Origin of the sequence: Winogradskyella wandonensis (genome assembly GCF_004346845.1) — a bacterium.
GTDB classification, from domain to species: Bacteria; Bacteroidota; Bacteroidia; order Flavobacteriales; family Flavobacteriaceae; genus Winogradskyella; species Winogradskyella wandonensis.
The window spans coordinates 1001762-1013902 of sequence record NZ_SMGI01000001.1 but is presented as its reverse complement, the minus strand read 5'-3'; the positions used below and the strand labels follow the sequence as shown (position 1 = coordinate 1013902).

General features: G+C 33.5%; 14 protein-coding genes. 9 read left to right on the top strand and 5 right to left on the bottom strand.

The window, feature by feature from the left end:
* The 6 genes from DFQ05_RS04680 to DFQ05_RS04655 are packed head-to-tail and all read left to right on the top strand — an operon-like array spanning position 1 to position 4720.
* Positions 1-738, top strand: a complete 738-nt coding sequence (locus tag DFQ05_RS04680; protein ID WP_132704052.1) for a heavy-metal-associated domain-containing protein — start codon at positions 1-3, stop codon at positions 736-738.
* A gap of 2 nt (positions 739-740) precedes the next feature.
* Entirely contained in the window at positions 741-1325 is a 585-nt protein-coding gene (locus DFQ05_RS04675) for a DUF2911 domain-containing protein (protein ID WP_132704050.1), read from the top strand.
* 1 nt (position 1326) lies between these two features.
* Entirely contained in the window at positions 1327-2043 is a 717-nt protein-coding gene (locus DFQ05_RS04670) for a PepSY domain-containing protein (protein ID WP_132704048.1), read from the top strand.
* 11 nt (positions 2044-2054) lie between these two features.
* Positions 2055-2531 (top strand): DUF305 domain-containing protein, encoded by a 477-nt coding sequence (locus DFQ05_RS04665; RefSeq protein ID WP_132704046.1) that lies wholly within the window; start codon positions 2055-2057, stop codon positions 2529-2531.
* Positions 2521-4248, top strand: a complete 1728-nt coding sequence (locus DFQ05_RS04660) for an efflux RND transporter periplasmic adaptor subunit (protein ID WP_132704044.1) — start codon at positions 2521-2523, stop codon at positions 4246-4248. Before DFQ05_RS04665 ends, DFQ05_RS04660 begins: the two co-directional genes overlap by 11 nt.
* A 31-nt stretch (positions 4249-4279) precedes the next feature.
* On the top strand, positions 4280-4720 hold the full coding sequence (locus DFQ05_RS04655) for a heavy-metal-associated domain-containing protein (protein ID WP_132704042.1): 441 nt from the start codon (positions 4280-4282) through the stop codon (positions 4718-4720).
* A 942-nt stretch (positions 4721-5662) separates the two neighbouring features.
* On the opposite strand, the gene DFQ05_RS04650 is transcribed toward DFQ05_RS04655, so the two are convergent.
* The gene (locus DFQ05_RS04650) at positions 5663-5989 is read right to left on the bottom strand and encodes a YegP family protein (RefSeq protein WP_132704040.1); all 327 of its coding nucleotides are present in this window, start codon (positions 5987-5989) and stop codon (positions 5663-5665) included.
* A 423-nt stretch (positions 5990-6412) separates the two neighbouring features.
* Between DFQ05_RS04650 and DFQ05_RS04645 the strand changes: the two genes are divergently transcribed.
* From DFQ05_RS04645 to DFQ05_RS04640, 3 genes are all read left to right on the top strand, one after another.
* Complete coding sequence (locus DFQ05_RS04645) at positions 6413-7054, top strand: DUF6266 family protein (protein ID WP_132704038.1); 642 nt, start codon at positions 6413-6415, stop codon at positions 7052-7054.
* Between the two features lie 265 nt (positions 7055-7319).
* The gene (locus DFQ05_RS13665; protein WP_199221959.1) at positions 7320-7457 is read left to right on the top strand and encodes a hypothetical protein; all 138 of its coding nucleotides are present in this window, start codon (positions 7320-7322) and stop codon (positions 7455-7457) included.
* 126 nt (positions 7458-7583) lie between these two features.
* Positions 7584-7922, top strand: a complete 339-nt coding sequence (locus DFQ05_RS04640; protein ID WP_132704168.1) for a DUF4870 domain-containing protein — start codon at positions 7584-7586, stop codon at positions 7920-7922.
* Positions 7923-8001: 79 nt separating this feature from the next.
* On the opposite strand, the gene dnaN is transcribed toward DFQ05_RS04640, so the two are convergent.
* From dnaN to gldF, 4 genes are all read right to left on the bottom strand, one after another.
* Positions 8002-9120: a DNA polymerase III subunit beta gene (gene dnaN, locus DFQ05_RS04635; RefSeq protein ID WP_132704036.1), complete on the bottom strand. Its 1119-nt coding sequence runs from the start codon at positions 9118-9120 to the stop codon at positions 8002-8004.
* A 108-nt stretch (positions 9121-9228) separates the two neighbouring features.
* Positions 9229-10896, bottom strand: a complete 1668-nt coding sequence (gldG, locus tag DFQ05_RS04630; RefSeq protein ID WP_132704034.1) for a gliding motility-associated ABC transporter substrate-binding protein GldG — start codon at positions 10894-10896, stop codon at positions 9229-9231.
* Positions 10886-11383 carry a hypothetical protein gene (locus DFQ05_RS04625; protein WP_132704032.1) on the bottom strand — a complete coding sequence of 166 codons (498 nt, stop codon included), beginning with the start codon at positions 11381-11383 and terminating at the stop codon, positions 10886-10888. The genes gldG and DFQ05_RS04625 overlap by 11 nt, the downstream gene beginning before the upstream one ends.
* Positions 11380-12105 (bottom strand): gliding motility-associated ABC transporter permease subunit GldF, encoded by a 726-nt coding sequence (gene gldF / locus DFQ05_RS04620; protein WP_132704030.1) that lies wholly within the window; start codon positions 12103-12105, stop codon positions 11380-11382. The genes DFQ05_RS04625 and gldF overlap by 4 nt, the downstream gene beginning before the upstream one ends.
* Positions 12106-12141: the final 36 nt, after the last annotated feature.

Genomic DNA, 12141 nt, shown 5'->3' with positions numbered 1-12141 from the left:
ATGACACATACATATAAAATTACAGGAATGACCTGTGGCAGTTGTAAAGCATCTGTAGAAAAAAGTTTAAGTAGCATAGATAATGTTACCAATGTTGAAGTTAATCTCGAAAAAGGAGAAGCTGAAGTTACAATGAGTAGCCACGTTGCTACAGAAACACTGAAAGAAGCGTTACCTGAAAAATATACACTATCTGAAAAGAAAGAAAAGAATGTTTTTGTTTCTTCAAGTATGTCGGCAATGCCAATGGGAGAAGAAAAAAGTAAGTTACAGCAATTAAAACCTCTATTGCTTATTATTTTTTATATCGCTTCAGCGAGCACATTACTACATTATAAAAATTGGAGTTGGAGTGCATTTATGCTCGACTTTATGGGCTTATTCTACATCGTGTTTAGTTTCTTCAAAATGTTAGATTTAAAAGGCTTTCCAGAATCATTTAAAATGTACGACCCATTAGCAAAAAAAGTTCCTGCTTATGGTTGGGTTTATCCATTTATTGAAACTGCTTTAGGTTTAATGTTTTTGATGCGATTTGAAGTTGAAATTGCTTTAATAGTAACGCTTGTTGTTTTAGGTATTACAACTGTTGGAGTTACAAAAACATTATTGGATAAAAAATCTATTAGATGTGCTTGTTTAGGGACAGCTCTGAAACTTCCTATGACTGAAGCCACATTTATAGAAAATGCCATTATGATTGTGATGGCGGTATTAACGTTAACAAATATTCTTTAAGAATGAGAAAAATACTGCAAATATCCGTGATTATTACACTTCTTTTCGCCTGTAAAAACGAATCCAAAAAAGAAGTAAAAGATGAGCATCAACATAATGCGGTTGAAAAGACAGAAACACAAAAGAAGAAACCATTAAGCCCGCATACTTCAACTATGGCAATGATTGGAGATGCACACATTCATATAGATTATTCATCACCAGGTGTTAGAGATAGAATAATTTTTGGCGGTTTATTGGCTTACGACCAAGTATGGCAAGCAGGAGCACATATGGCAACGTGGGTAGAGACCAATAAGGATTTGCAAATAGAAGGTAAAACACTTCCTGCTGGCAAATACGGATTTTTTACAATTCCCTCAAAAGAGGAATGGACAGTTATATTTAATTCTAATTGGGAGCAACACGGTAAAGATGAATATGATGAAAAGGATGATGTAATTCGCTTTAAAATAAAACCTAATTTTTCTGAAGAAATAAAGGAACAATTAGAATACAAAGTCAATAAAATAGACGATAACAATGGAAGCATTTCATTGGCTTGGGAAAAGGTTAAAATAGAGTTTCCATTTAAAATAAATCAATAAAATGGTAAACAGATATACAGCATTAAAGATTAGAAAAACCCATAGATATTTAGGCTTGTTTTTAGGTATTCAGTTTTTGTTTTGGACAATTAGTGGTTTATACTTTAGTTGGACAGACATTGATGATATTCACGGAGACCATTTTAAGAATTTAGATTATCAACCTCAATCTTTCAATAATTTAATAAGTCCATCACAACTCAATGTTGCTAATGGCATCAATACTATTGAATTGAGAGACATTAACAATACACCTTACTATTGGGTAAATAAAAAACAATTATACAGTGCTATTGATGGAAGCCCAAAGAATAGCATCACAAAAGAAGAAGCACTTTACATAGCAAAAAACTATATGAAAAGTGATTTGGTAGTTGAAAATCTAGAGCAAATTAATGAGACTGGTAAGCACCACGAATATAGAGAAAAGTTATTGCCAGCCTATGTTATTTCATACAAAACAGATGAAGCATTAAAAGCTTATGTATCTGTTAAAGATGGTAAATTTCAAACCGTAAGACATCGTAGTTGGCGTTGGTTCGATTTCTTATGGATGACGCATACAATGGATTATGAAGGAAGGGATAACTTTAATACAGTTGTTTTAAGAGCATTCTCGTTGTTAGGCTTAATAACGGTTTTGAGTGGCTTTTTACTATGGTACACATCGTCACCATCAATCAGAAAAATATTAAAGAGAAAAAATAAAAATAAGTAAACTAAAATATTATGGAAAATCACAACAATATGAAAAAGTCAAACTATAAAAAATTTGGTCTAATGATGTTGGTATCATTTGTAATGATGTATGCCATTATGTTTTTAAATGTGTTCGAATTAGACCACGTAATGTTGAGCGCCACAAGAACCTATATGACGTTGCTGATGGTTGCGCCAATGGCTATTTCAATGCTGTTATTTATGTGGAAAATGTATGAAAACACTAAAGTAAACTATGCTATTATTGGTGTTTCCATTATTGTGTTTGTTGGATGTCTTTATGGTTTAAGAACACAAACACCTATTGGAGATATTCAATGGATGAAAGCAATGATACCGCATCATTCATCGGCTATATTAACAAGCTCGAATGCTAACTTTGAAGATGCTGAAGTTCAAAAATTAGCAAATGACATTATTGAAGCACAAGAAAAAGAAATTGCTGATATGAAAGCAATGATAAAACGATTAGAAAATGAAAAATAATAAGATAGTAATTTACATTGGTATTCTCGCTATTGGACTGTTATTAGGTTGGTTGCTATTTGGTGGTTCATCAAAAGAAGAAGCAGACCATAATCACGATGAAAAAGCAGAAACTAATCAAATGTGGACGTGCTCTATGCACCCACAAATTATGCAACCCGAAGCTGGCGATTGTCCTATTTGTGGTATGGATTTAATTCCTGCCGAAGCTGGAGCAGATGGGTTGGCTGCTGACCAGTTTAAATTGACTGCAAATGCTATGGCATTAGCTAATATTCAAACGTCTGTTATTGGTAAAGGAAATGCTGAAGGTAATACGATTAAGCTATCGGGTAAAATTGCTGAAAACGAGGAATCCAATGCAGTACAAGTCAGTTATTTTTCAGGTAGAATTGAAAGATTGAATATCAATTTTACAGGTGAAGAAGTACGCAAAGGGCAGCTATTAGCAACAATCTATTCACCAGAATTATATGCAGCACAACAAGAACTCATTACAGCAGCATCTTTAAAAGAATCACAACCTGCTTTGTATAAGGCAGTTCGTAACAAATTGAAGTTATGGAAGCTATCTGAAAATCATATTAATCAAATAGAAGAAACTGGAAAAGTAAAAGAAAACTTTCCAGTATATGCAACCGTTTCTGGTACAGTTACCGAGAAATTAGTAGAACAGGGTGATTACATCAAACAAGGTCAACCTTTATTAAAAATTGCAAATCTAAACACGGTTTGGGCAAACTTTGATGTCTATGAAAATCAAATTGATTTATTTAAAAAGGGACAAGAAGTTTTAGTGACTACAAACGCTTATGCTAATAAGGAATTTAAAGGGAGAGTAGATTTCATTGACCCAATATTAAATACCAAAACAAGAACGGTAACATTGCGTGTAGTTCTTAATAACAAAGAAGATGTATTTAAACCCGGAATGTTTGTATCTGCAAAAATTAATGGTGTTTTAAATAAAAATAAGAAAGTGCTATCAATTCCTGCATCTGCTGTATTATGGACAGGTGAGCGTTCTGTGGTGTATTTAAAAACCAGTCAAGACCAACCTGTTTTTGAAATGCGTGAAGTGAAATTAGGTAATCAAACAGGAAATGAATACGAGGTTTTGGAAGGATTGTTTGCAGGAAATGAAATAGTAACTAACGGAACATTTACAGTGGATGCAGCAGCCCAATTGCAAGGTAAAAAATCAATGATGAATAAAGATGGTGGTAAAGTAATGACAGGTCACGAAGGACATACAATGGATATGATGACAGAAAAAGTTGATTTTAATAGTACTGTAGAAAAGTCATTTCAGGCTGTAATTGAAGCTTATATAAACTTGAAAGATGCTTTAATTCAATCTGATGTGTCGTTAGCATCATCCAAAAGTGAAGCATTTAGAAAAGCATTGGAAGAAATTCCGCCAAGTCAAAGAGAAGAAACACATAACTACTGGTCTATATTACATAAAACATCTAAAGGAATTAATGAAAATGTGAGTTTGGAACATCAGCGTAAACAGTTTCAGACAATTTCCGATAAGCTCATAGAAATGGTTAAAAACTTTGATAAGGTAAATGATAAGCTATATGTGCAGTTTTGTCCTATGGCAGATAGCAATAACGGTGCGTATTGGTTGAGTAAAGAAGAACAAGTTTTAAACCCATATTTTGGTGATGTAATGCTTAAATGTGGCGAGGTTAAACAAACAATAGAATAAATAAACACAGATAATAATTAAATTTTTAAAAATGAAGAAAGTAATTTTAAGTGTAGCTGTAATAGTAGCTATGGGATTAACAAGTTGTAAAAATGAAACTAAAAAAGTTGAAGAAACGACAACAACAGAAGTATCAAAAGAAATTGCAATGACAGATTTATCTTTTGGTGTAAGAGGTAATTGTGGTATGTGTAAAACTACCATTGAAAAAGCAGCCAACGGAGTTGAAGGTGTAGCAAGTGCTAATTGGGATGTCGATAAAAAGAAGATTGATGTATCATTTGATAGCTCAAAGACAGATGCTATGGCAATTCACAATGCAATAGCAGCTTCAGGTTATGACACTGAAAAAGTAGCAGGAAACGAAGAAGCATACGATAGTTTACCAGGTTGTTGTAAATATGACCATAATATGGCTATGAATCAGTCTGGAGAAATAAAAGCTGATGACCATTCAAATCACGACCACTAAATAATAGTAAAAGAGTCTTTTTCGGAAGGCTCATTTATTACATTTAAACTTTTCAAAGGGCAGGTAATAAGGTGTTCGTTAGTTGTTCCATTTTGTTTCATAAAGCATAATCACAAATGCGATGCATTAGTGCTTACCATACATAGCACTACTGCGGTGACACATCCGCGTTAGCACTATGTATTTGCTTTACTTCACACACTACACAACTTCCTCACCCGCAGCTACTCTTGCACCCTAAAACCCAATAATGTATGCGCTTGTGGCGCATATAAAAATAATTAGGGTACAACCGCTGCTTAATAATTTGGCTCGCCTGCTGTTCGCTTCGGGCTAATCAGGGTGTCACAGTTTTTGAAGGCATCCATTTTGCATATAAAATAACCGCTTCAAGTAAAATGAAATTTTGGATTAGTTTTAAAGTGTATATAAATGTTGATTAAATAGTCTTCAAATCACAAAGCGGATTATTCTATATTGCAAACCCACAGCAAGAGTAACGCATTCATTCAGCTATTTCAGCAACCATACATATCATTTTCAAAATGACAATTGTTCGCAATTATACAGCAGAAATCCTCAATTTCTTGTATATCCTTTAAAGCCTTAAACTCGAATTTAATTAATTGAAAAACTCACAATTGCTAAATTTTAAAAATGAAACCATCCTTCAATAGCTTCATTCAATTGTTACACTTGCTTTCCACGCTACACCCAAACCATAGCCAACGGCATCAAAAAACTGCGCCACCCTTGCGTTTTCAACGTAGGCGTGGTAGCCTTATCAGGCTATTTTCCCACACCACCCTTGCTCAACTCGCTGGCGGCTCGCTATTATGGCTATCGCCATACGCTACGCGATTACCTGCTAATTAAACATTGTCGAAAAAAGAAAACCCTCAAAAAGACGGCTGTTGCTATTATAATGATTTTAGTTTAAACTTAAACTTCTACAACAGAAGCATTTGGAGCATTAGTTTTAACTGAAGCTATACCATTTTCCATTCCAGAGGAAGACTCATACATTTCACTGGTTCCAATCACTTGACCGTTACTGGCCTTTAAATTAAAATAATGTTTCCCATTACTCGATATTTTTCTATCGAACTTACTATCATCTTGCGAATTTTTGCGTACCGATTCAATACCATTCATACAACCAGCTTTTGCTGAATAACCTTCACTTGCTAATATGGTTTGACCATTGTTAGCTTTTAACCTAAAACGATACTCACTTCGAGCATCCTGATATACTTCAAATTTTGCCATAATGTTTTTATTTATAATTATCCTTAAAGATAGGGAAAAGCAAAAAAAGGCAACAAATATAGATGGCTTCCTTCATCCCACGCTTATCATACTATAAAGTTCAAGCCCTACGGGTTTTGAAAAAAATATTGCACCTTTGGTCAGGCGCAAATTTCAAAACCCTTTCCATTAGCAATATTTTTCTCAAAAAACTTGACAGTATGTCAACGCCATCAACGAAACGGCTTTCTTTTTTCTCTTTTTCTTTGTAAAAAAAATGTTCATTTTTTTATTTCTGATGCAAAAGGAAGCAATCCGAAGCAACAAAATCCATATCTAACGAATAGCATAAAACTTGCCATATATTCAATCGGAAGGTACAACTTCGTGTTAAGTCCGTACCAAGTCCGAAGAAAAATAAGTTTCATTTAAATTATTTATGTTATGGGTAAAATTTCCCAAGGTATTTTAGGAGGGCTTTCAGGTAAGGTTGGAAACATTATCGGTGGAAGCTGGAAAGGTATTGACTATATTAGAATTAAGCCTTCAAGTGTAGCCAATCCAAGAACTGTAGGTCAAGTAAACCAAAGAACCAAGTTTACTACTACTTTAGAATTTTTACAGGCTGTAAAGCCTTTTATAAAGTTAGGTTATAAAGGTTTAGCTGTTAAGAAAACAGAATTTAATGCTGCGATGTCGTATGTATTAAATAATGCGATTACAGGTACTGAACCTAACTTTGTTATTGACTATCCAAACGCTTTAGTAAGTCGAGGAGGTTTATCTGGTGCGTTAAACCCTACGACTGATTTGGCAACAGCTGGAGAAGTAACGTTTGGTTGGGATGATAACTCTGCTGAAGGTAACGCGAATGCTACTGATAAAGCGATGTTGTTGGTTTACAATCCATCAAAAAAGGAATCTATTTCTTTACTTGATGGAGCAGATAGAACAGTAGGTTCTCAAATTGTTCCAATCCCAACAACTTATGCAGGAGATACAGTAGAGCTATTTATGGCGTTTATTTCTGCTGATGGTAGTCAAGTATCAAACAGTATTTATTTAGGCTCTGGTACAGCTAATTAATGCTTGGTGTTTTTATTTGGAAACCGCTCTAATCGAGCGGTTTTTTTATGCTATATTAGTAACTCAATTTATTAATGTTTACCCTTTATTGACTCTTTTTATGCGTTTTTTGTACCCTATTTGTTGCCCAAACGCATTAACACTAATAAACATAAGGGTAGTTAAATATTGTATTGGGAAGTAAATCAACTTTTCTAACTGACTTTTATCATATTTCATGTTTATGTTTTGGTATAGTTTTACAACAATACTAAAATTTTAATTTATGGTTAACTTACTAACTACACTTTTATACGATTGGACCAACGGCGTTATTATGATGGGTGTTTTTGCTTTAGTGGTTATAATCTTAATTGGTGTTCTAATTAATTTTATGACTAAAAAGAATAAAACCGATAATTAATTTAGGCTTAATGGATTGCCAAAGAAAATTAGAGCACGTTTGTGCTCTTTTTTTGTAACATTTTTAAAATCTTGACGTCTTATAATAAAAACAATAATCATGGAGTCTAATTATTACGAGGTATCAATGCGAAAAGATAATCAGTTATTGGTTATAACCCATTTGTGTCAATTATTAACCTGCTTTACTGGATTTGGTGGTTTAATTGTGCCGCTAATTTTATGGGTAACGCAAAAAGATAAAGTCGAAGGAATGGATGCGCACGGAAAAGCAATTATTAATTTCCAGTTAAGTATTATTATATATACAATCATAAGTATTCCACTTATTATTCTTTTTGGACTTGGAATTTTATTACTTATAGCTATAGGTCTGTTTGCTTTTATCTTACCTATAATAAATGGTATAAAAGCTAGTAACGGTGAGTTACCTAGCTACCCATTATCTCTTAATTTTGTTAGTTAGTTATTTTGTAAAAGAGGTAATCAAAAAAGGCTCACTAATCAGTGAGCCTTTTTTATGATATTATGTATTCTTTCCTCATTTAGCTATTTAGCATCACAGGCATAACTAGCATGGTAACATGTTCGCCTTCATCAAGACCATCTGTTGGTGTTAGGATACCAGCTCTGTTTGGTAAGCTCATTTCAAGTTGTACGTTATCAGAACTTAGATTATTTATCATTTCTGTTAAGAAACGAGAATTAAAACCTATTTGCATGTCGTCTCCTTGGTAATCACAGCTTAGACGTTCTTCTGCTTTGTTACTATAATCGATATCTTCTGCCGAGATATTTAACTCTGCACCAGCGATTTTTAGTCGAATTTGATGTGTTGTCTTATTAGAAAATATACTAACACGTCTCACTGAGTTTAAAAACTGAGTACGGTCTATTACTAACTTATTTGGGTTTTCTTTTGGTATTACCGCTTCATAATTCGGGTATTTCCCATCAATTAAGCGGCACACTAATTCTGAATTATTAAAAGTAAATTTCGCATTAGAGTCGTTATACTCAATTGTCACGGGTTCTTCACTTCCAGCCAAAATGCCTTTTAAGAGATTTAATGGCTTTTTAGGCATAATAAATTCCGCTACACCTTCAGCCGAAACATCTTCACGCGTGTATTTTACCAATTTATGTGCATCTGTAGCTACAAACGTTAAATTCTCTGGTGAAAATTGAAAAAACACACCGCTCATTACTGGTCTTAAATCGTCATTTCCTGCGGCAAAAATAGTTTTGCTAATTGCAGTTGCTAAAATATCACCTTCAATTTTTGTCGTGCTAGGGTTGTCTAAAGCGACAGCTTTAGGAAATTCAGCACCATCGGCATAGGCAAGGGCGTATTTTCCGTGGTTTGAGCTTATTTCCACAGTATTGTTATCTTCAACAATAAACGTTAAAGGTTGTTCAGGGAAAGTTTTTAATGTGTCTAACAATAATCTTGCAGGTAAAGCAATACTGCCTTCAGAATCACTTTCTACATCAATTGTAGAAATCATTGTTGTTTCTAAATCGCTCGCAGAAACCGTAAGGCTTGACTGATTTAATTCAAACAAAAAATTATCTAAAATTGGTAAGGTGTTACTACTGTTTATTACACCGCCTAATACTTGAAGCTGTTTTAATAAATAGGTGCTTGATACTATAAATTTCATATATAGATATGGTATTTCTAAATTTTTAATCTATTTACAAATATATCTCAATAGCGCGGCTTTTTGAAACAAACTTATTAACATTTGTTAGCCATCTATGCATGTGAGTTATCTAGCGTACTTTCGTTTTCTTAAGAAATTAAATAGCAGTCCAAATAAGCCCAAAAGCAGTAGAGGTAGGGCTATATTAACAAGTTGCCAAGTGCCTTTAGATGCTTCAATTTTTTCAGAATCTAAAAATGCCACTTCTACAGACTTTGCTCTAATGTTTATAAGTCCGGAGTCGTCTAAAAGATAGTTAACGGTATTTAGTAAAAATTCTTTATTACCATAGGTTCTTCCTGTGATACGCTCAAATCCTAGTTGAAGCGGTCTATTACGAGACACTTCGTTTTTTATTACATCGCCATCAGAAATAACAACCATCTTGGTTGGCACACTTTTCTCGATATAATTATCAATGTCGAATGGTAAAACACGATTTTTATAAACCGAATTAAACTCGCCTTCTAAAAGTACAGCCAAATTCTGTTTTCCTTGATTGTAATTTTCCGTATCTGGCTGTTGTGTTACTGAAGATAGTGATATATTTTTTAATGGTCCTTCTAACTTTGTGCGTTCTGACGACTGCAGGAGTACCGTTTTCTTAATTGTATTCTTAAGCGTGTCTATTTGACTAGCAAAATCGAATTTTACCAAGTCAATATTATCGCTAATTGGATGTTTTAAATCCGAAGTTGCTAAAGGCGAATATTGCCATTGTACAGGTTGAAATTGTGTATTACTACCTTCGCCAATGGCTAGCGGAATCGGAGCAGAGTATAAATCCTTAACTAAGTTTTGATTTATTCGCACGCCGTACTGAAAGAAAAAATCAGTTAGGTTTAACTCTTTTCCAACGCTTACTGAAGTCCCTTTTTCGTTGTACAAGCTATCTTTATCCATGATTATAGACTCTGTTAGCCAAATACTTTTTCCACCAGACATGGTATATTGGTCTAAAACCAATTTTTCGTTTTCAGAAAATGCTTCACTTGGTTTAGCCGAAATTATAAGGTCGTACTGCTTTAAATCGTTTAAGGTTTTTTTGGGGTTTGTTGCAACCGAGTCTAAAGTAAACTGAGCCAGGTTGTAATAGGGTTTTACAGTCTGAAGGAAATCTGCAATATAGATATCTCTAAGCTGTCCATTACCTTTTAAGATGGCAATAGATTTGGATTTTTCTTTAGTAATTTGGTTAAAGGCATCCGCAAAATTATACTCCAACTGTTGAATGGAGCTAGCAACTTGCGTTTGTAAATCTTCGGTTATACTTTTTTTAAAAAGCGGAATCTTAACAGTTCTGCCTTGATAGCTTGCAAAGCCCCAAGGAAAGAGAAGCTCTTGAGTTATTTTTCCACTTACTTTTTTACTATTTACATAAGGTTCCAGACCGCTGCGAGTCAATTCGCTTATGACACGGTCACGATTATCTTCATCTGCAAGTGGATTAATATAATTGACTTTTATAAGCGGATTTATAGCCTGAAATTCTTCGATAAGCTGCTTAGTCTCTGTTTGCAATAACTTAAATTCCGATGGTAAATCACCTTCTAAGAATATATCAATAATTAATGGGGAATCCGCTTTATAAATAATTGTTTTTGTAGTTTCGGAAAGTGTGTAACGACCGTCTTTCGTTAAATCAAAACGTTTATAAACAGCATTACCTAGAATATTAACTATAATAATTGCTATTAAAACGATTAGTATATATGCTATTTTATTAGTCCTCAACGGTATCAAAAATTATAGGTTCTGTGTATGTTTTTAGCGATGCGACTTTATTGTTTTTAAAAGATATTTCAACATTACTCTTTTCGTCTGTAAATGCACCAGGCTCAATACCTAATCCATAGTTCCATTTATTAGTATCATGTGCCTTTTTTTCATCATCCCAAGTTAGCCATTCGGCTTTTCCTAGAAGTGTTTCTATTTCGGTTTTTGTTTTCCCTTTTAGAGTATCTGTTTCTATTGTAGAATCTATCATCTCGTAACGTAAAGCAGGTTTTTCTAACCAGGCTTCAGAATTAAAATATTTTTGATGATGATAACTGCTAACAATATTTATAAAAGGATATACAACATAGAAATAGGTTAAAGGTGTTAACACTAAACTTATAAGAAACACTAACCATTTTCTATTATCTACGGTTTTTAAAAACAAAAACAGCAGTATAAAGACAATTGCCATTAAAATTACTAATGTGGGTGTAATTATCATCTAGGTTGTTTTATGTTTAGCTTAGTAAGCAAAATAAATAATGTAGCGATGCTTATAAAGTATAATAAATCTCTTGTATCTATAACGCCGCGACTCATACTCTTGTAGTGAGATGACATACCTAAATTTTCTAAACTAAAGCCAGAGCCAAATAGGTTATAACTAGCAATACCATCAAACCCAAAATAGAAGATAAAAGAAATAAAAATTGCCATAATAAATGCAACAATTTGGTTGTCTGTAGTACTCGAGGCGAAAATGCCAATTGCAGTATAAGCAGCTACCAAAAAAAGCAAGCCAAAATAAGAGCCAAGTGTACTACCCATATCTAGATTTCCTTTAGGATTTCCTAATTTATAAATGGTAAACACATAAAGCAAAGTAGGTATTAAAGCAATGGTAATTAACAGAAAAGCCCCGAAATATTTACCTAAAATAATCTGAAAATGTGATAGAGGCTTTGTAACCAATAATTCCAAGGTACCTTGTTTTTTCTCATCACTAAAACTGCGCATGGTTACTGCAGGAACCAAGAAAATTAAAATCCACGGCGCTAGTAAAAAGAATGACGATAAATCTGCATAACCATTATCTAAGATGTTAAACTCTCCAGTAAATATCCAAAGAAATAGACCATTAAGTAATAAAAATACAGCAACTACCAAATAGCCTATTGGTGATGCAAAAAATGTGCTTATTTCTTTTCTAAGTATGGCTAGCATATTAACTTCAGTATTCAGTATTCAGTATTCAGTATT

Excerpts from the sequence above, each read along its gene's own strand:
- DFQ05_RS04680 (WP_132704052.1), top strand. The coding sequence starts at position 1 with ATGACACATACATATAAAATTACAGGAATGACCTGTGGCAGTTGTAAA.
- DFQ05_RS04675 (WP_132704050.1), top strand. The coding sequence starts at position 741 with ATGAGAAAAATACTGCAAATATCCGTGATTATTACACTTCTTTTCGCC.
- DFQ05_RS04670 (WP_132704048.1), top strand. The coding sequence starts at position 1,327 with ATGGTAAACAGATATACAGCATTAAAGATTAGAAAAACCCATAGATAT.
- DFQ05_RS04665 (WP_132704046.1), top strand. The coding sequence starts at position 2,055 with ATGGAAAATCACAACAATATGAAAAAGTCAAACTATAAAAAATTTGGT.
- DFQ05_RS04660 (WP_132704044.1), top strand. The coding sequence starts at position 2,521 with ATGAAAAATAATAAGATAGTAATTTACATTGGTATTCTCGCTATTGGA.
- DFQ05_RS04655 (WP_132704042.1), top strand. The coding sequence starts at position 4,280 with ATGAAGAAAGTAATTTTAAGTGTAGCTGTAATAGTAGCTATGGGATTA.
- DFQ05_RS04650 (WP_132704040.1), bottom strand. The coding sequence starts at position 5,989 with ATGGCAAAATTTGAAGTATATCAGGATGCTCGAAGTGAGTATCGTTTT.
- DFQ05_RS04645 (WP_132704038.1), top strand. The coding sequence starts at position 6,413 with ATGGGTAAAATTTCCCAAGGTATTTTAGGAGGGCTTTCAGGTAAGGTT.
- DFQ05_RS13665 (WP_199221959.1), top strand. The coding sequence starts at position 7,320 with ATGGTTAACTTACTAACTACACTTTTATACGATTGGACCAACGGCGTT.
- DFQ05_RS04640 (WP_132704168.1), top strand. The coding sequence starts at position 7,584 with ATGCGAAAAGATAATCAGTTATTGGTTATAACCCATTTGTGTCAATTA.
- dnaN (WP_132704036.1), bottom strand. The coding sequence starts at position 9,120 with ATGAAATTTATAGTATCAAGCACCTATTTATTAAAACAGCTTCAAGTA.
- DFQ05_RS04625 (WP_132704032.1), bottom strand. The coding sequence starts at position 11,383 with ATGATAATTACACCCACATTAGTAATTTTAATGGCAATTGTCTTTATA.
- gldF (WP_132704030.1), bottom strand. The coding sequence starts at position 12,105 with ATGCTAGCCATACTTAGAAAAGAAATAAGCACATTTTTTGCATCACCA.